We start from the raw sequence: 17,932 nt of genomic DNA on the forward strand, positions 1-17,932 counted from the left end.
GAAGGTGGGACGACGAAATCGAATTCTAACGAATAACCGATTTCTGTCCCACTCTCATTTTATCCTAATACCAATTCATCACTTACCAGGGTTTCACCACTGTTTTGTTGGAAGAGGCGCATCAAATCTTCAACCGTTAGGTTTTTCTTTTCTTCTCCTTTGACGTCGACAACGATCTTGCCTTGGTAGAGCATGATCAAGCGGTTGCCGTATTCAATGGCATGGTTCATATCATGCGTAATCATCAAAGTTGTCAAATCATGGCTTTCCACAATCTTTTGTGTCAATTCCATGACCATTTCACTGGTCTTGGGATCGAGCGCTGCGGTGTGTTCATCCAGAAGCAAGAGTTTGGGTTTGACCAAGGCTGCCATGACCAAGGTCAAAGCTTGACGTTGCCCACCAGACAAATATTGGGTATCGACTTTGAGGCGGTTCTCTAAACCGATATTCAGTTCCTTCAAGGCTTCACGGAATAATTCGCGATCTTTCTCCCGAACTCCCCAGCCCAAACCACGAGATTTCCCCCGACGTTGGGCAATGGCCATATTTTCTTCAATGGTCAAACGAGAAGCTGTCCCCATCTTGGGATCTTGGAAGACACGCGCAATATCTTTCGCACGCCTACGAACACTCGCATTTTTGATGGAGTTACCTTCTAGCAAGATATCCCCTTCATCCACGACTAGATTTCCTGCCAAGATGTTCATCAAGGTTGATTTCCCAGCTCCATTTCCACCGATAACCGAAATGAAATCTCCTTCTTCCACTTGGAGATCCAAGCCTTTTAAGACATGGTTTTCATTAACCGTTCCTGCTTCAAATGTCTTATGAATGCCTTCAATTGATAATAATGTTGCCATACTTTTCTCCTACTTATTTCCTAACTTCAATCCACGAACACGAAGACGTTTTTGCGCCTCAGGAGCGAACAAGACAATCGCAAGCAAGATCGCATTGAAGAGACGGACCATATTTTGATCGAGATTTGGGATCTCGTAAATATTTAAGATAATCAAACGGTAAACAATGGCTCCAACCCCGATGGAAAGCAAGCGCCAACCAATGGTCAATTCGTGGATCAAAACTTCAGCGATAATCACCGCACTCAAGCCGACTACGATCGTCCCTGTACCAGAAGTCACATCTGAGAAACCATCATTTTGTGCAAACATGGCTCCACAAAGGGCAATCAAGCCATTGGAAATCATGTAGCCCAACATCTTCATGTTATCTACATTGACCCCATTGGCCTCACTCATTGGAATGTTATCACCAGTCGAGCGCAAAACCAAGCCAAGTTGCGTCTTCATTAAGAGAGTTAACAAGATACAGACGATGATCAAGCACGAAATACTAATCAAAAAGACAGCTTCTTCATTGGACAAGCCCAATTTCATGACACTTTTGAAAATGGTACTGGCATCGCCAATAGAGAGGTTGGGTACTCCCCCCATGATTTTAATATTGATAGAGTAGAGACCGGTCAAAGTGACAATCCCTGTCAAGAGGGCTGGAATTTTCATTTTTGTATGGAGAATCCCAGAAACCAATCCTGCGATCATCCCTGCTAGGAAGCCCATCAAAGTTGCAAGCCAAGGGTTTCTTCCTGCTTGAATTTGGGAGGATACAACTGCTGCCCCAAGTGGAAAGGCTCCTTCTGCCGTCATGTCGGCAATATCTAAAATTCGAAATGTTAAGTAAACACCGATCGCCATGATCGACCACAATAAACCTTCTGATAAACTTGATAAAACGAAATTCATCTCAAACCTCCTATTTTTCTACCTTCAACGAGCTAATATCAATTCCAAGCTCTTTGGCCATCTCTTTATTGGTATGCAATTCTAATTTTTCAGGTGTTTCAACTGCGACTTTCCCAGGTTTCTCACCCTTCATGATGCGAATAGCCATCCGAGCAGCTTGTCTTCCCAATTCCTCATAATCAGTACCAAAGTTGTACAAGCCACCAGTAGCTACCATTTCAGCAGATCCACCAAAAACGGGCACCTTATGACTGATGGAGACCTGTTTAACAGTGTCCATTGTAGAAGAGATAATATTGTCTGTCGGAACAAAGACGATATCTGCTTCTGACATGATACTGTCTGCTGCAGCCTTCACATTGTTACTATCGAGGATGGTTTTTTCAACCACTTGATAGCCTTTAGCTTCAAGGATCTTCTTCGCATTGTCTTTTTGGACAACTGAGTTAGGCTCACTTTGCGTATAGAGGATCCCAACTGTTTTCGCCGTTGGAAGTACTTGCTTAATCATGTCTACCTGTGTAGAGATCGCATCGTCTGACTGGTCACTTGTCCCTGTGATATTGCCACCAGGCTCTTTCAAGTTTTTCACTAATTTCGCTGCCAATGGATCGGTCACAGCCGAGAAGACAACTGGCGTTGTTTTCGTCGTATTGGCCAAACTTTGAGCCGAAGGGGTTGCAATCGCAAAGACGAGATCACTTTCTTCCGCCAATTGTTTGGAAATGTTTTTCAGATTTCGTTGCTCCCCTTGAGCATTTTGGAAATCGATCTGAATATTTTTCCCATCCACATAGCCCTCTTTCTTCAACTCTTCGATAAAGCCTTTTCGTGTTGCATCGAGCGACTTATGGGTGATGTACTGGGAAATCCCAATCCGAAAGACATTGTCCTTTTTAGCATCCTTCAGATGGTGTAAGGTCACCAATGATGTTAACAGCAGTCCTACAACCAGGACAGGTGCTAGTAATTTCTTCACTACTTTCATTTTTTGACTCCTTTTCTGCAAATAAACAAAAAATCCGCTTAGATCATTCTCTAAACGGATGCTTGAAATTCTCCAACAAGTTACAAAACCTCGGTCCATTTAGATACTAGCTCTATGGACCATCGTCAAAAATCTTAGCCACATAGATACAAACAAATTGCTTGGGTTGTTTGCATCCATGAGATCATGTCTACAAACACTATCTAAAGTAGCTAAAGTAGAATTTTTGAGTTGAAATGGCTTGTTGCTTCATGTTTATTTTCTGCTTTCTTTATTTATGGGTATTATCTTACCTTAATTTTTTTTAGCTGTCAAGACTATTTCAGAAATTTTTCAAATTTTTTGAAAATTCAACTATCCCTGACAAGAAAAAAAACAGAGGCTGGAACACGTCCAGGCCTCTGTTTTCTAATCTTCTTTTGATTTGGTTTCCTCATCTTCTTCGACGATTTCAGAAATTTCAACTTTCACCTTGGTCACACGACCATTTTTTACTTTGTCATTTGTCAAAATGAGGTGTTTCTTTTGACTATCGACTTCACAGCTGAGTCGCTCTTTCAAGGTCGGAATTCGCCCAACCTCTGTCAGGTAATACCCTGCAATGGTATCCACATCATCACTTTCCAACTCAACATCAAAATATTCGTTAAAGTCATTTAGAGACATGGCTCCTTGTACAAAATAAGTATTGTCTGCAATTTCAAAGACATCAATTTCCGCTTTGTCAGTCTCATCGTCAATTTCACCGACGATTTCTTCCAAGAGGTCTTCAAGAGTGACCAGTCCAGACATTCCACCATATTCATCAAGCAGAATGGCCATTTGATTTTGTGTATTGCGCAATTCCTTCAAAAGATCATCCACAAAAATAGTTTCTGGAACAAACAAAGGTTCTTGTAAAATCTTTCTTAAGACAATATTATCAAAGCCATTGATAAATCCTTCGTTCAAGAGACGTTTGGTATGGATGAGGCCGATGACATTGTCCTTGTCATCATCATAGACAGGAATCCGTGAAAAGTTTTGCTTAAGGATACTTTCAATAATTTCTTTGGTATCATCATTGATATCAACCATGAAGGCATCTGTCCGTGGGACCATGACTTCACGCGCTACCATTTCATCTAATGAAAAGATCCCTTGGAGCATCTCAATCTCGTCAGCATCCAGTGTTGCTTCACTATTGGTCAGCATATACTCGATTTCATCCCGCGTCATCTTTTCATCCGGATCATCGAATTCCATTGGCGTGATACGGCTCAAAAGGTTGGTCGACGCTGAAAGCAACCAAACAAAGGGGCTGACAATTTTTCCTAATAGAATCACAATCGGAGCTGTTCGAACAGCCAACTCATCTTTCAAGTTCATGGCGATTCGTTTCGGATAGAGTTCACCAAATACGATCGAAATATAAGTCAAAAATGCTAGAGATAAAAAGCTTCCAGCTGCAAGAGCTGTTTTGGTATTGCCCATCCATCCAGCAATGACATGACCGAGACTTTCTGCAAGACTCGCCCCAGATAAGATGTTAATCAAGGTGATCCCCACCTGAATAGTGGATAAGAAATGGTTCGGTTGTTCCAATACGCTAAGAAGACGAATGTATTTTTTATCTCCTTCTTCAGCCTTTTGCTCTACACGAGAGCGATTCAACGATACCATTGACATTTCAGCCGCCGAGAAAAAGGCGTTCAATAATGTCAAAACAATCAATAAAATAACTTCCAGTAAAATTTCCTGACTGCCAGGGTCTTCCATGGATAATTTCCTCCAGTATATAATATTGTATATTATACCACAAAATAGGAGAGCCTGCATTCTTCTATAAAATTTTCTTTTTTTACCATCAAAAAATCAGGAACAAGTCCTGATTTTAGAATGTGAACAAATTGTTTTTTCAAACGAAATAACCTAAGTGAAGCTGAAAACTTAAAACAATCTATATAATCAGTTTCATTCAAACCTACACTGAAACTTTTCGCCGTGAGAAAAGTGCTAGAAACACGATTGTTTCTACACTCGGGAGTTTTGGAACCTCAGGTCCAAAACTAAGTCATGGAACTTCTTCGAAGTTCGCTGACGTCCGTACTCACCTAAGGAAAGTTTCTAAGAAGACTTTGTCTTTAGTGTTCTGCACTGGTAAAATCATAAAAGAAGGCATTGAGTTTTTCAACCAGCTCAAGCGATGAGAGACTACTTGTACAAATAAATGGTTTTTTCTTTAATTCAGGCATCATAAAGTTGGCCACCACCACATCTGCATCCGAAGCTTCAATATCATCTACTGTCAGATTGTACTTGATCATCTGCGTAAATTCAAAGTTATCCGTACAGTAGAAATCAAGGAAATCGATCATGGATTTGGCATGGTGATCGTCAAAACGACTGATAATCAAGACCTTAATGGACTTCCGACGGCGCAATAACTGCGGTAAGAGACGTTCCCAGTGAGTATAGACCGTATAGATCATGTGCTTGATGATCTCATCATTCAGATCATGCTTCATGGTCTTCATATAAGTGATGATATGCTCCTTCAAATCATCATAGAAGGCTGGGAAGATGCTCATGAAATCTTCGTTGGTATTGGTCTTGGTATCAAACAAGAGAAACTCAGAGAATAATTCCTTCCGATCGAGATGAGACGTGTTATGGACATGCATCAACATCTCATCAAGATTTTCAATATCTAAATCATAGGTATAGCATAGATCCTTGAACATATCTTTGATGAGTCTAGTCGATTCTTTGGCATAAGGATCTGTTTCTGCAGCTTCGATCAAGCTTTCTGGGCTGAAATAGAAATTCTCTTGAATGAAGATGATAAAGAACTGCTCCAGCACTTTTTCATTCAACTCGACACCCAACTGCAAGCTAAAGTAGCGCAACATCTCCTCGACATTGGTCACCCCTTGATACTGGTCCTTATACACATCATAGTTCGTTGGCATGTCAATAAAATAGCCTTGCTTAATCCGTGACAAGTAGACTGTCAAGAGAACTTTATAAGACCTGAGTACAGAGAAGGTCAATGGATAGCCATAGAGCTTGAAGAAGAAGGTGATCAAATCGGTCACAGCCTCTTCCTTAAATTCTGGGAAAGGCCACTCCATATAGTAATAACGCTCTGCAAAATATTGGGCATAAAAGAAACGAACGTCAATCTCATCTCCGACAAGGTTCAAGGGTTTCAAATCAATCTTTACATTGTATTTGGTTTGAAGCTTCTGATTAATCGTCCGAATCAAGCGGTAGAAAGATTGGTAACTCAAATCAAACTTTCTGCAAATATATTCATTGGAAACATCCTTGTGGAAGAAGAGATATTCAATCAAGGCGAAGGCTTGTGATTCTTTAAAAAAGTGATGGTAAATCACCTCAAGACCAACCGAATCCTCATAACTGATCTTGATCCCATTGGTGGACGATTCAATTAAAAAGTCATCAAATGTACTACGAAGATTAGACAAATCTTCTTTTAACGAACGTTCTGTACAATCCAAACGCTTGGCCAACTCTTTCAAGTGGAACCATCTTTTTTCCTTAATCAAGATTTCCAACAATTGCAATTGGCGTCTCTGTTTTTTCGATAAGAGCAGTCTCATCTTTCCCTACCTAATTTCATATTATCTTTCAAAATTACTTATATTTTAACACATTTCATAGCACTTGTTGACTTTTTTCCAGCATTTTTCAAAAAAATGTACAAAAAAGACTCCAAGGCCCATATAGGCGCTAGAGTCTATGATTTATTAATGATACCAAATTCTTCTTTTTTCTTCTGTTCCTTAGCAGCACGGTGGTTATCATAAAGATTTACCAAGAATTTTACAATTTCTTTTCCAATCGAATAGACTGGAATCGCAACGACCATCCCGATAATGCCGTAAATATTACTTGAGAGCAATAAGAGAACCATAATGGTAATCGGGTGAACCTTCATCACGCCTCCAACGATACGCGGATAAAGAATATTCCCATCGATCTGCTGGATAATCAACATGTAAATGACTGCTTTGATCATCATATCCATATCTGTGAAGGCATAGGTGATGATCATCGGAATCAACCCGATGGTTGGTCCTACATATGGAATGAGATTGGCCAATCCAGAAAAAATGGCAAAGACCAAAGCATACTTCAATCCAATAAAACTATAGCCAATGTAGGCTAGGGTTCCAATGATAAAGGCATCGATCGAAATCCCACTAATATAGCGAGAGACCGTTTCATTCAAACTAATCAAGAGGCTTGAAATGTGGAGTTTGTCATTGCGTAAAATGGTCCGCTCCAACATCGGTAATAACTTCTTCCCATCGACCAAGAAATAAACCAAGAAGACAGGGGTCATGATCAAGATAAAGACCGTATTGACAATGGTGTTAACCACACTTCCTAAACTGTTGGTCACACTATTCAAGAGATTTTGTAGGATATCCATATAAGAGAGATTCAACTGCTGAATCGTCGACTGGATATTCACATTCTGGAACAAAGGATTGGTCGAGAGTTTTCGAACCAAACTTTGAACTTCCCAGTAAAGTCCTTGAGTTGAATTGATCAAACTGGTTAACTGATTGATTAAGATGGGGAGCAGATAAAAGATCCCTAAGCCAATGATCCCAAACAACAGAACTAAGGTGATCAAAATACCAAACACACGCTTGATTTTTAAGTGTTTTTCCAACAATTCAACAATCGGATTGGTAATGTAATATAAAAAACCTGCAATTAAAAATGGTAAGAGGATGGTATTCAGAACAGATACAAATGGAGAAATTAAAGTCCCCATTGATTTCCAAATATAGAAAATCACCGTCAATAATAAGATCTCACATGTCCAGAATAACAATTTACTATTTCGAAACATTCCTTACCTCCTGTTTTCTATTCTACCATATTTTATGATAGAATAAAGGAGATTTTAATCAAAAGGATGAAGTTATGAATAATTTGATTGAACTACAAGACGTCAATTTGATCCGCAATGGAAAAGCCCTTTTAAAAGAGATTAACTGGCAAGTAAAAGAAAATGAATGTTGGGCGATTTTAGGCTTAAATGGAGCAGGAAAATCGACCCTCCTCAAACTGCTCATGTCTGAATACTGGGCTAGTTCTGGCCAGGTAACGGTCCTTGGAACCCGCTTTGGAGAAGGGGGTATTCCTGAGTTACGTAAGCGTATTGGGATCGTTAGCTCCTTTATTTCAGAAAGACTGCCAGAACATCTTTTGACAGAGCAAATTGTCCTAACTGGTCAATACAAGAGCAGTATTTTATATGCTGCATACGGGGAGGAAGAACTGAACTGGGCACGGGATATGCTGACTTCAATTGGGGCTAGCTCTTTGATCGGCCGCAAATACCGAGAGCTCTCCCAGGGAGAAAAGCAGACCGTTCTCATTGCACGAAGCCTCATGGACCAGCCAGATCTGATCATCTTTGATGAAGCCTCGAGCGGGCTTGATCTCTTTGCCAGAGAAAAACTCCTCCGTCAGATCCATCATATCAAACAACTAGATCACGCGCCTACCATGATTTATGTCACCCACCATGCCGAGGAAATTACAACAGACATGACGCATGTCCTCTTACTCAAACATGGCCAAGTGGTTGAGCAAGGACCCAAGGAAAAGATCCTAACTCCCCATGTCCTTAGTCAATTTTATGAAGCACCAGTATCCCTTATTGATCTTGGTGATGAGCGACTCTTTGTCAAACCAGAAATCGCACACTGAAAAGAAAATGAATAAAGCAAAAAGAGAGTGGGACAGAAATCGGTAATTCGTTAGAATTCGATTTCATCGTCCCACATCCGCACAGTTGAGTAGGGCTGTAAAAGCTGATGAAATCAGCGTATTAGAGCCCACTCAACCACTGCATCTTGCTCGACATCCAAAAACAATTGAGAGGCTAGGACTTTTGTCCCAGCCCCTTTTACTCTTATTCTCAACGATTCCGTGCATACTCGATCATATCATATGGAAGCGTATTGGCACTTTCTCTTAGGGAATAACTTTCTAATTCATTGACATTTTGGCGCATACGGCGCGCTTGCTTGGCGGTAATCAGGTGTTGCGCTTCATATTCAAAAATAATCTTACGCTCCAAATAATAGCCTCTCAACATTTCATCGATATTATTTGGTTTCACGCGATTAATAACCCGCTCCACAAAGGCCCCACTGGTAATAATAGCTGTCTCTCTCAGACGAGATTCTTGTAGGAAAGAGATCAAACTGCTCCGATAAATCCCCTTGAGGTCTTCCAAACTTTCGATGATGATTTCCGTATTGGCCAGATAAAGGGCCGCAATCTGGTCATAATCAATGGCCTCTAACTTACTGTCTTCTCGGGTCCACCAGTTTCGCAAGCCAGACCCAAAGGTTAAGATCTCATGAACTAATAAACGCAAGAGACGGAAAGACACCAAGAGGTAATAGGTTAAACGAGACGAAAGATTGCGATTGACACGTTGCTCCATATTGCGAAGATAGCGTTGGTAGACGCGGTAGCCCCGCTCTCGAATCTTTCCTTCTTCATAAGCCTGTTCCAAGCCATCACTTTCAATACTCAAAATCAGGAGCTTCAACTGTTCCCAGTCCCTTTGAATGAGCCTGTTTTCTTGGCCTAGAATCAAGTTTTCTATGCGACCATGGTAGTTATCAATCGCCGCATACAAGGGACCCTTGTGCTTGCTATTCTTTAGGTCTGCTTCTAATTCCATGACGACATCATTTAAAATCGCGATCTGCATCAGGTAGTCATTGGTTTCTTCCTTGTCTTCTGATAATTTTGGAAGTACCACTAAGCCAGCAATAAAGCTGACAAGGGTAACTCCTGCCACTAAAAAGAGTAGGATAGGGTATTCTTTTTCGATCTTGGTTGGAATCAAAAGAATCGTCGCAATCGAAACCGTTCCCTTCACACCCGAAAAGGTCAGCAATAAGGCATCTTTTAGATAATTTCTCAACGATTTTTTTAATCGAACAGTTCGGTACCAATAAAAGAGGTAAACCATGACAAAACGAATCAAAAAGAGCAATGCTGTCAACAAAAAGACAGAAAGAACTAAAAGCAGATTATTGTAAATGGGACTACTTAAGATGGGCTTGGAAATCATTTCCAATTCCATTCCTAAGATGACAAAGACCGACCCATTTAAGATAAAGTTGACCGTATTCCAGACAGTATGACTCACAGTATCTACCCGCGCTTCAAGGAGGGTAATGTGCTTAAAGCGACTAGCTTTTAAGATCCCTGACACAACTACTGCAATGATACCAGAGACATGGAGTTCTTCTGCTAGGAAGAATGTCAACAGTGGGAGACTCAGTTCTAATAACAATTCACTGGCAATATCACTGGCACGAACACTCAAGAGCAAGGTTTGCAGCCACCGGTTCACAAAGGCCGTCAAGATCCCCACTGCAAATCCTCCAATGATGGAGATTCCTAAGGAAACCCCTGCCTCTCCAAGAGAGAAACTTCCGGTCGCAAGGGCTGCCAAGGCCACTCGAAAGGCAACTAGACCTGAGGCATCATTTAGTAACCCTTCGCCTTTTAAGATATTCGAAACTCGCTTTGGAAAGCTAAAGCGCTCAGACAGGGAGGCAAAGGCTACTAAGTCTGTAGGCCCCAGGGCTGCCCCCACGGCCATACAGGCTGCTAATGGAAGGCTCAGCCACAAAGAGTGAGCTGCCCAGCCCAAACTAATGGTTGAGATAAAAATCACTGGGAAAATCAAATAGAGGATGATCCGCCAGTGCTTTAAGACGGAAGTAATATCTGCTTCTTCTGCTTCTCGAAATAAGAGAGGGCCAATGACCAAGGCCAGAAAGAGCTCGGTATCCAGATGAAAATTTTCTTCTGGCACAAAGAGAGCCCAACCAATCCCTGGTAAAATTTGAATCAAGGGTAGAGGAAGACTCGGCACAAGTTTATTCGTGGCATTTGAGATGATCAAAATCATCGAAAAGATCACTGCATAAAGGAGTAGTTCCATATCACTCCCTCCTTAGCGTTCTTGGCAGCAGGTCTCAAATTGCTGTTTTAACTCCGCAATCTTTTGGTCTGTCTTGGTTACATCCTTGTGCTCAATCTTCTTTTGGGACCGTTCCATCTCAAGCGAAACCAATTTCTTTTTTATTTTGAGCATCTTTTTGGTCATATGAGCTTCATCATAAAAACCCATTGCACGCTCGTGGATGGTTGATTCGACAAAATGATGTCTCAATCCTTCAATTTTATTCTTTAAATATTCTTTATCCATGACGGTAGCTTTCTAATTTTTCGATCATGACCAAAAACGGTGGCTGATTCACTTGATTCAGTGTCCGGTAGATGGTCGCTGTATAGTCTTTTTGAGGGAGCTGACTGACAAAGTCCAGCACTGCATCACGCTCGATGTCTCCTCCCTCATGACCATAATAGATCATAATAGCCATTCGCCCACCTTTTTCTAGGCGAACACAAATTTTCTCCATCGCTTCAATCGTGGTAGCTGGAAGAGTAATGACCGATTTATCCGCAGATGGCAGATAACCCAGATTAAAAATAGCTGCTTTGATGGTCTCCACATATTGGTCCACATGCTGGTGGCCATCCAAAATCAACCGGACATGTTGAAGTCCCAACTTTTCCAATCTTTCTTGGGTATTGACAAGTGCCTGCTCTTGAATATCAAAGGCATAGACCTGGCCTGCTAGTTGGGCTAAAAAGGCCGTATCATGTCCATTTCCCATGGTCGCATCCACCACCACATCTTCTTTGGTGATGACTTCTGCTAAAAATTGATGGGCCGTTTCAAGTGGTCGAAGCATCAGCAGTCTCCTTTTCTTCTAGCTTACATCCTTGGGTACTTCCACGCCGACGCATTTCAGTTTCAATGGCGTTTAGGACTTCCCATTTGTTGAGGCTCCACATAGGGCCAATCAACATATCCCTTGGCGCGTCCCCTGTAATCCGGTGGATGACGATGTGTTTGGGGATAATCTCCAACTGGTCACAGATGACCTTGACATACTCCTCCTGGCTCATGAGTTGAAGTCGTCCTTCATGATAGTCCCGTTGCATCCGTGTATTGGTCATCAAATGCAAGAGGTGCAACTTGATGCCATCAATTTCATTATCGGTCACACAACGGCGAACATTTTCCACCATCATCTCATGCGTCTCCCCAGGAAGGCCATTGATCAAATGGGAGACGATCTCTGCCTTGGGCACCTGTTTACGAATCCGCTTGACTGTTTCAACATAGAGGTCATAACTATGGGCCCGATTGATCAATTCAGAAGTCGTTTCATAAGTCGTCTGAAGACCCAACTCAATCGTCACATGCATGCGCTCTGTCAGCTCTGCTAGGTAGGCCAAGGTCTCATCTGGTAAACAGTCCGGACGCGTACCAATGTTGATTCCTACCACTCCTGGTTCATTAATGGCCTGTTCATACCGCTCTCGAATGACTTCCACTTTATCGTGGGTATTGGTGAAATTTTGAAAATAGACCAGGTACTTCTTCACATCTGGCCATTTCCGATGCATAAAATCAATCTCTTTGTAAAACTGTTCTCGAATCGGAGCTTCTGGGGCCACAATGGCATCTCCTGAACCCGAGACCGTACAAAAAGTACAGCCACCATGGGCGACTGTTCCGTCTCGATTGGGACAATCAAAGCCTGCATCAATAGGGACTTTAAAGGTCTTTTCTCCAAATAAGGTTCGATAATAATCATTCAAGGTATTGTAGGATTTCATACCCTTCATTATAGCAAAAAAAAGAGTCGAACTCAAAACGCGAGTTCAACTCCTAGTTGTTAGATGTTTATTTTTGCTTGCCTGTAAAGCGCCATTGAAATCGCAAGCGATCATACAAGGGATACTCAAACTGTAAGACAGCAAGGCCCAAAATCATACTGCCAAGAACGTCTGATGGATAGTGGACCCCGACATAAACGCGGGAAACCACAATGGTCACGATTCCCAGAACCAGCAAGCCTTGAAGGCAATAGCAGGCTGTTTTATTTTTTACATGTTGGCCGATTATAATGATCAAACTTCCCAAAACAAGGGTAGACGCCAGTGAATGACCACTCGGGAAAGAAAAGCCTTTTTCCTCTACTAGATGAAGAATACTTGGTCTCGGTCTCTGGTAGATATTCTTTAGAAGAAGAACTAAAAGACCCGTCAATACCAGATTGCTCCCTAGAAAAAGAGCTTCACTGTACCATTTCTTATAGGCAAAGACCGCTAGCAGAAGACCCACCCAGATGACAATGATCTTGGTATCCATGACATGGGTCACCTTGGTAAAGAAGGCCGTCAGTGCTGCAGGCAGATCGCCTCGAATAGCAGACTGAATCGTGCTATCAAAGCCTGTTAATTGTTGCGGGTAAAAGCGAATCACATACCCAAGAATGACAAAAATGAGAAGGGCGAAGCTTGCCTTCGCCCAATGTTGTTGTTTATTTTTCATATTTTTTTAAAATCGGTTGCAATAAGGTATAGATCAACCCAAATGCGATGGCCCAAATCACCCCTTCGATCAGGTTAAACGGTGCAACCATTGCGGCTAAATAGTGGACAAGCCCTAGTGTTTTCGAAATATCATAGTTCATAAAACGAGCATACAAAGGGATTGCATAGACATAGTTCACCAATACCATCGTGATACTCAAGCTGATCGTTCCAACAATCGTTGCCAAGACAAATCGACCATGGGTCCGTTCCTTGTTCCAAATCCATGCAAAAGCAAGAACAAAAACAAGAACTCCAATGATATTGATTGGTAATCCGATCAAGGTTTCAAGCCCCTTATTATTAAGGGCTAACTTAAGGACAGATCGGATCAAGGTCACCCAAACGGCACTTTTAAAATCCAACAGGACCAAGGCCAACAAAATGGCGATAATACTCAAATCAATTTTGAAGAAATCTATCAAAAAAGAAAATTGATAGAACATCAAAATAAAAGATAAAGCGGATAAAACAGCCACTAGGGTCAGTTTACGTGTATTTGTCATAACAGGTTCCTCCAATTTTTTTAAAAATTAGAGAAGCTGGAAAGACGTCTACCCCATCATTCTACTCTAAACTATTTAAACAAAGCTTAAACTAGAAACTATTCTAGTTACTTTAGCTGATCTCCATCGAAACATGCCGTTAGTCAGTCCCAGCCACTAACGTTTTATTCCCATGCATCAGCTCTAAACAGATCAGAATAGCTGTCAGTCTATTCGTCTCTCGTCTTCTCCCATCCAGACTATACTGTCGGTTGTGGAGTCACACCACATCAGCTTGCGCTCGCGGACTTCTTTTAGACTATGGAAAAGAACATTTCCTCGTAAAAGTCACCGCCGGTCGGGAATTACACCCTGCCCTGAAGACCCTTTTATGATAACAAAAAAAACTTGCCTAGGCAAGTTTTTGTAACGTCATGGATTACATCGTTCGGGTTTTAAATTTTCGTTCTTACTTGAGCTTGTCGTGCTCATAATGATGGCTCAACTCCAGCCCCTTAAAACCTTGCTGGCGGAGTGCCTCATAGACAATCATGCAGACGGTATTAGAGACATTTAAACTACGGACATGCTCATCATTCATCGGAATGCGAATAGCCTTCTCTTCGTGCTGGCGCATAAAATCTTCCGGCAATCCTTTATCCTCGCGTCCAAACAAGAAATAATGGGACTTCCCATCCTGATAAGAAACGTCCGAATAGGTCTGATTTGCAAACTTGGACACTAGGTGTACCTGACCATCGCTCGCTGCTTCCATAAACTCTTCTAGACTATCATAAAAACGGACATCCAGCTTGTCCCAATAATCGAGTCCTGCTCGCTTCATTTTGCGATCATCGATCGGAAAAGCCATGGGTCGTATGATATGCAAGGGGGAATTGGTCGCCGCACAAGTCCGTGCAATATTTCCCGTATTTTGTGGAATCTGAGGTTGGAACAAGACGATGTGGTTTTGAGCAGCTGACTCTTGGTAGTCCAGTTCTTCAATATTCATACTCGATCTCTTTCTGATAAAAAAATAGCCACACTGCCCGGAGTCAAGCTCAGCAAACAGCGTGGTTACAGCTTCATTAACTTAACTCACAACAGGTTTGAGGTAAATCAACGAAGGTACTTTCTAAGTATAACACTTTTGAAGCTCCTGTCAATAGTTTTTTTAGATTTTTTTAAGAAACTTTACCAAAGTTTTCAATCCCTCCTCGTTCTACTCTTTTGACGATTTTTCCTACTTGTTCTTAGCTTCTCAAAATTCCACCAGAAAATCCTTAAAAAAGATGAATTTTTCTTGAAAATAGAGTATGATAGAAGCATACTCTGGAGGTATTCTATGAAAATTATTGTTGTTGGTGGAGGAAAGGTCGGAACGGCCCTTTGTCGTTCTCTCGTTGCTGAAAACCACGATGTTATTTTGATCGAAAAAGACGAATCCGTTCTCAACCATATTACCAAACGGTTTGATATCATTGGGATTTTAGGAAATGGCGCAAACTTCAAGGTCTTGGAGCAAGCAGATGTTGAAGACTGCGATATCTTCATTTCCATGACCGAGTACGACGAAGTGAATATGGTTTCTGCTGTTTTAGCTAAAAAAATGGGAGCCAAAGAAACCATCGTTCGGGTGCGGAATCCGGAATATTCCAATTCCTACTTCAAGGAAAAAAATATCTTGGGCTTCTCCTTGGTTGTCAATCCGGAATTGCTGACAGCTCGTTATATTGCTAATATCATTGACTTCCCAAATGCCCTTTCTGTGGAGCATTTTGCAAACGGCCGTGTTGCCTTGATGGAATTTAAGATCAAGCCAGATAGCAATCTCTGCGATATGAGCCTATCCCAATTCCGAAAGAAATACGGAAACGTCATTGTTTGTGCGATCGAGCGTTGCAATGAACTCACGATTCCAAATGGAGACTTTGTTTTGCAACCCCAAGACAAGATTTTCGTGACAGGAAATCGGATCGAGATCGTTCTCTTCCACAACAATGTCCGACCTCAAGTCATTAAGAGCATGATGATGATTGGTGCTGGAAAAATTGCCTACTATCTGCTCAATATTCTCCAGGATGTGCGTCGCAAAATCGATCTCAAGGTCATCGAGGTCAATCGCGAACGAGCTGAATTCTTTAGCCAAGAATTCCCTGACCTCTATGTCGTCCATGGAGACGGAACTGCTAAAGACATTCTTTTAGAAGAGAGTGCCAATAACTTTGATGCTGTGGCTACTTTGACAGGGGTCGATGAAGAAAACATCATCACCTCCATGTTCTTAAATTCTGTCGGAGTCAAAAAGAACATTACCAAGGTCAACCGAACTAGTCTGCTGGAGATCATTGGCGATCAAGATATGACCAGTATCGTTACGCCAAAACGCATCGCTGTAGATACCATTATGCACTTTATTCGTGGACGCTACAATGCACAGTTCTCAAACCTAGAAGCCTTGCACCATGTCGCAAACGGCCGGATTGAAACCTTGCAGTTCCAAATTAAGGAAGACAATAAACTAACCCAATATCCCCTCTCTGAATTGAAATTGAAAAAAGGCGTCTTGATCGCTGCCATTATTCGAGACGGCAAGGCTATTTTCCCAAATGGAGATGACCGTTTGATGGTAGGAGATCGGATTATCGTAACTACCTTGATTCAAAATGTCACAAAAATCTACGATCTACTTGAGAGGTAAGCCTGATGAATAGAAGCATGATTCGTTACCTCTTGTCCAAGCTCCTCTTAATCGAGGCAGCTCTCCTGATCGTTCCCTTAGTCGTCGCTACGATCTATCAGGAACCTGCCAAGGTCTTTGTCTCTATTGGGGCAACCATGGCCATCTTACTTGGGCTGGGGCTACTTGGTAGTTTTCACAAACCAAAGGACTTTCACATTTATGCTAAAGAAGGAGTCCTGATTGTAGCCCTCTGTTGGATCCTCTGGTCCTTCTTTGGCGCCCTTCCCTTTGTCTTTTCGGGACAAATTCCCAACATTATCGATGCCTTCTTTGAAGTCAGCTCTGGCTTTACAACAACAGGGGCAACGATATTAGATGATGTGGGTGTCCTCACCCATTCTCTCCTCTTTTGGCGCAGTTTTACCCACTTGATTGGGGGGATGGGAGTATTGGTCTTCGCCCTTGCCATTATGGACAATAACAAGAACAGCCACCTTGAAGTCATGAAGGCAGAAGTTCCTGGTCCAGTTTTTGGCAAGGTCGTTTCCAAATTAAAAAACACAGCTCAAATCCTCTACTTCTTGTACTTGGGCTTGTTCTTCCTCTTTGTAGTTCTTTATTTCCTTGCTGGCATGCCCCTTTATGATAGTTTTGTCATCGCCATGGGGACGGCTGGAACCGGGGGCTTTACCGTTTTTAACGACGGAATTGCCCACTACAATAGTAGTTTAATCACCTATTTGGTCAGTATCGGGGTTTTAGTCTTCGGGGTTAACTTTAACCTCTACTACTTCCTCATGATCCGAAAATTCAAGGCCTTCTTTAAAGATGAGGAATTGCGGACCTATATCACCATCGTCCTCGTGTCCAGTGTCTTGATCGCTTACAATGTCCTTCATCTCTATGCCAATGTCGCTAAGAGTTTTGAAATTTCTTTCTTCCAAGTTTCCAATATCATCACCACTACCGGTTTTGGTTATGGAACGACGGAAAAATGGCCTCTCTTTTCTCAGTTCATCCTCTTGATGCTGATGGTCATCGGTGGTTCTGCTGGATCGACCGCTGGGGGGCTTAAAGTCATTCGGTGCTTGACCTTATGGCGAATCGCAAAAAATCAGGTTCTTTCGACCTTGTCTCCGAATCGCGTTCTAACCTTGCATGTCAATGATACGGTATTAGATAAGGATACACAGCATCAGATCCTCAAGTACTTTACAATATACAGTTTTATCACGATCGGCTTACTCTTTGTAGTCAGTCTAGACAATAATAACTTCATGACGGTTGTCAGTGCTGTCTTTAGTTGTTTCAACAACATTGGACCTATGATTGGAACAGGTCAAACCTTTTCCATCTTTAGTCCGATTTCAAAACTATTACTTTCCTTAGCCATGATTGCCGGACGGCTTGAAATCTATCCAATGATTCTTCTCTTCCTCCCTAAAACATGGTCTAAACGCTGATAGACAACTCTAGTACAAAATCAACACCCTTAGAA

16 protein-coding genes and 1 riboswitch are annotated in these 17,932 nt (G+C 41.8%); of the genes, 3 read left to right on the forward strand and 13 right to left on the reverse strand.

Going from position 1 to position 17,932, the window contains the following annotated elements; genetic code table 11:
- Positions 1-59: 59 nt before the first annotated feature.
- The 6 genes from HMPREF3002_RS05215 to HMPREF3002_RS05240 all read right to left on the reverse strand — a co-directional run bounded on the left by HMPREF3002_RS05215 (position 60) and on the right by HMPREF3002_RS05240 (position 7,624).
- A complete protein-coding gene (locus HMPREF3002_RS05215; RefSeq protein WP_023918859.1) occupies positions 60-863 on the reverse strand; it encodes an ABC transporter ATP-binding protein in 804 nt (267 codons plus the stop codon).
- 9 nt (positions 864-872) lie between these two features.
- Positions 873-1,766, reverse strand: a complete 894-nt coding sequence (locus tag HMPREF3002_RS05220; RefSeq protein ID WP_070665464.1) for an ABC transporter permease — start codon at positions 1,764-1,766, stop codon at positions 873-875.
- Between the two features lie 10 nt (positions 1,767-1,776).
- Complete coding sequence (locus HMPREF3002_RS05225; protein WP_003013005.1) at positions 1,777-2,754, reverse strand: ABC transporter substrate-binding protein; 978 nt, start codon at positions 2,752-2,754, stop codon at positions 1,777-1,779.
- A 408-nt stretch (positions 2,755-3,162) separates the two neighbouring features.
- A complete protein-coding gene (locus HMPREF3002_RS05230) occupies positions 3,163-4,512 on the reverse strand; it encodes a hemolysin family protein (RefSeq protein WP_070665465.1) in 1,350 nt (449 codons plus the stop codon).
- A 365-nt stretch (positions 4,513-4,877) separates the two neighbouring features.
- Positions 4,878-6,359: an AcpB/EbpR/MafR family transcriptional regulator gene (locus tag HMPREF3002_RS05235; RefSeq protein WP_070665466.1), complete on the reverse strand. Its 1,482-nt coding sequence runs from the start codon at positions 6,357-6,359 to the stop codon at positions 4,878-4,880.
- 137 nt (positions 6,360-6,496) lie between these two features.
- Positions 6,497-7,624 carry an AI-2E family transporter gene (locus HMPREF3002_RS05240; protein WP_003008322.1) on the reverse strand — a complete coding sequence of 376 codons (1,128 nt, stop codon included), beginning with the start codon at positions 7,622-7,624 and terminating at the stop codon, positions 6,497-6,499.
- Between the two features lie 74 nt (positions 7,625-7,698).
- On the opposite strand from HMPREF3002_RS05240, the gene HMPREF3002_RS05245 reads away from it, so the two are divergent.
- Positions 7,699-8,490: an ABC transporter ATP-binding protein gene (locus tag HMPREF3002_RS05245; protein ID WP_024054785.1), complete on the forward strand. Its 792-nt coding sequence runs from the start codon at positions 7,699-7,701 to the stop codon at positions 8,488-8,490.
- A 211-nt stretch (positions 8,491-8,701) separates the two neighbouring features.
- On the opposite strand, the gene HMPREF3002_RS05250 is transcribed toward HMPREF3002_RS05245, so the two are convergent.
- The 7 genes from HMPREF3002_RS05250 to HMPREF3002_RS05280 all read right to left on the reverse strand — a co-directional run bounded on the left by HMPREF3002_RS05250 (position 8,702) and on the right by HMPREF3002_RS05280 (position 14,763).
- The gene (locus tag HMPREF3002_RS05250; protein ID WP_070665467.1) at positions 8,702-10,756 is read right to left on the reverse strand and encodes a cation:proton antiporter; all 2,055 of its coding nucleotides are present in this window, start codon (positions 10,754-10,756) and stop codon (positions 8,702-8,704) included.
- Positions 10,757-10,768: 12 nt separating this feature from the next.
- Positions 10,769-11,023 (reverse strand): hypothetical protein, encoded by a 255-nt coding sequence (locus HMPREF3002_RS05255; RefSeq protein ID WP_045759757.1) that lies wholly within the window; start codon positions 11,021-11,023, stop codon positions 10,769-10,771.
- Positions 11,016-11,573, reverse strand: a complete 558-nt coding sequence (locus HMPREF3002_RS05260) for a tRNA 5-(aminomethyl)-2-thiouridylate-methyltransferase MnmM (protein ID WP_070665468.1) — start codon at positions 11,571-11,573, stop codon at positions 11,016-11,018. The genes HMPREF3002_RS05255 and HMPREF3002_RS05260 overlap by 8 nt, the downstream gene beginning before the upstream one ends.
- Positions 11,557-12,516: a tRNA modification radical SAM protein MnmL/YtqA gene (locus tag HMPREF3002_RS05265; RefSeq protein ID WP_083312669.1), complete on the reverse strand. Its 960-nt coding sequence runs from the start codon at positions 12,514-12,516 to the stop codon at positions 11,557-11,559. Before HMPREF3002_RS05265 ends, HMPREF3002_RS05260 begins: the two co-directional genes overlap by 17 nt.
- Before the next feature lie 58 nt (positions 12,517-12,574).
- Positions 12,575-13,225, reverse strand: a complete 651-nt coding sequence (locus HMPREF3002_RS05270; RefSeq protein ID WP_070665470.1) for a phosphatase PAP2 family protein — start codon at positions 13,223-13,225, stop codon at positions 12,575-12,577.
- Positions 13,215-13,772: an ECF transporter S component gene (locus HMPREF3002_RS05275; protein WP_003005658.1), complete on the reverse strand. Its 558-nt coding sequence runs from the start codon at positions 13,770-13,772 to the stop codon at positions 13,215-13,217. Before HMPREF3002_RS05275 ends, HMPREF3002_RS05270 begins: the two co-directional genes overlap by 11 nt.
- A gap of 218 nt (positions 13,773-13,990) precedes the next feature.
- A riboswitch (FMN riboswitch) is annotated at positions 13,991-14,140 on the reverse strand.
- An 80-nt stretch (positions 14,141-14,220) separates the two neighbouring features.
- On the reverse strand, positions 14,221-14,763 hold the full coding sequence (locus HMPREF3002_RS05280) for a tRNA (cytidine(34)-2'-O)-methyltransferase (protein WP_023918879.1): 543 nt from the start codon (positions 14,761-14,763) through the stop codon (positions 14,221-14,223).
- 333 nt (positions 14,764-15,096) lie between these two features.
- On the opposite strand from HMPREF3002_RS05280, the gene trkA reads away from it, so the two are divergent.
- On the forward strand, positions 15,097-16,452 hold the full coding sequence (trkA, locus tag HMPREF3002_RS05285; protein ID WP_070665471.1) for a Trk system potassium transporter TrkA: 1,356 nt from the start codon (positions 15,097-15,099) through the stop codon (positions 16,450-16,452).
- Positions 16,453-16,457: 5 nt separating this feature from the next.
- Positions 16,458-17,897, forward strand: coding sequence for a TrkH family potassium uptake protein (locus tag HMPREF3002_RS05290; protein ID WP_024055210.1), 1,440 nt, complete (start codon positions 16,458-16,460; stop codon positions 17,895-17,897).
- Positions 17,898-17,932: the final 35 nt, after the last annotated feature.

Source organism: Streptococcus sp. HMSC065E03 (genome assembly GCF_001815045.1).
In the GTDB taxonomy this organism is placed as follows: Bacteria; Bacillota; Bacilli; order Lactobacillales; family Streptococcaceae; genus Streptococcus; species Streptococcus parasanguinis_AD.

What these genes read in the sequence shown, in the direction of transcription:
- HMPREF3002_RS05215 (WP_023918859.1), bottom strand. Translation starts at nt 863, where the DNA reads ATGGCAACATTATTATCAATTGAAGGCATTCATAAGACATTTGAAGCA.
- HMPREF3002_RS05220 (WP_070665464.1), bottom strand. Translation starts at nt 1,766, where the DNA reads ATGAATTTCGTTTTATCAAGTTTATCAGAAGGTTTATTGTGGTCGATC.
- HMPREF3002_RS05225 (WP_003013005.1), bottom strand. Translation starts at nt 2,754, where the DNA reads ATGAAAGTAGTGAAGAAATTACTAGCACCTGTCCTGGTTGTAGGACTG.
- HMPREF3002_RS05230 (WP_070665465.1), bottom strand. Translation starts at nt 4,512, where the DNA reads ATGGAAGACCCTGGCAGTCAGGAAATTTTACTGGAAGTTATTTTATTG.
- HMPREF3002_RS05235 (WP_070665466.1), bottom strand. Translation starts at nt 6,359, where the DNA reads ATGAGACTGCTCTTATCGAAAAAACAGAGACGCCAATTGCAATTGTTG.
- HMPREF3002_RS05240 (WP_003008322.1), bottom strand. Translation starts at nt 7,624, where the DNA reads ATGTTTCGAAATAGTAAATTGTTATTCTGGACATGTGAGATCTTATTA.
- HMPREF3002_RS05245 (WP_024054785.1), top strand. Translation starts at nt 7,699, where the DNA reads ATGAATAATTTGATTGAACTACAAGACGTCAATTTGATCCGCAATGGA.
- HMPREF3002_RS05250 (WP_070665467.1), bottom strand. Translation starts at nt 10,756, where the DNA reads ATGGAACTACTCCTTTATGCAGTGATCTTTTCGATGATTTTGATCATC.
- HMPREF3002_RS05255 (WP_045759757.1), bottom strand. Translation starts at nt 11,023, where the DNA reads ATGGATAAAGAATATTTAAAGAATAAAATTGAAGGATTGAGACATCAT.
- HMPREF3002_RS05260 (WP_070665468.1), bottom strand. Translation starts at nt 11,573, where the DNA reads ATGCTTCGACCACTTGAAACGGCCCATCAATTTTTAGCAGAAGTCATC.
- HMPREF3002_RS05265 (WP_083312669.1), bottom strand. Translation starts at nt 12,516, where the DNA reads ATGAAGGGTATGAAATCCTACAATACCTTGAATGATTATTATCGAACC.
- HMPREF3002_RS05270 (WP_070665470.1), bottom strand. Translation starts at nt 13,225, where the DNA reads ATGAAAAATAAACAACAACATTGGGCGAAGGCAAGCTTCGCCCTTCTC.
- HMPREF3002_RS05275 (WP_003005658.1), bottom strand. Translation starts at nt 13,772, where the DNA reads ATGACAAATACACGTAAACTGACCCTAGTGGCTGTTTTATCCGCTTTA.
- HMPREF3002_RS05280 (WP_023918879.1), bottom strand. Translation starts at nt 14,763, where the DNA reads ATGAATATTGAAGAACTGGACTACCAAGAGTCAGCTGCTCAAAACCAC.
- trkA (WP_070665471.1), top strand. Translation starts at nt 15,097, where the DNA reads ATGAAAATTATTGTTGTTGGTGGAGGAAAGGTCGGAACGGCCCTTTGT.
- HMPREF3002_RS05290 (WP_024055210.1), top strand. Translation starts at nt 16,458, where the DNA reads ATGAATAGAAGCATGATTCGTTACCTCTTGTCCAAGCTCCTCTTAATC.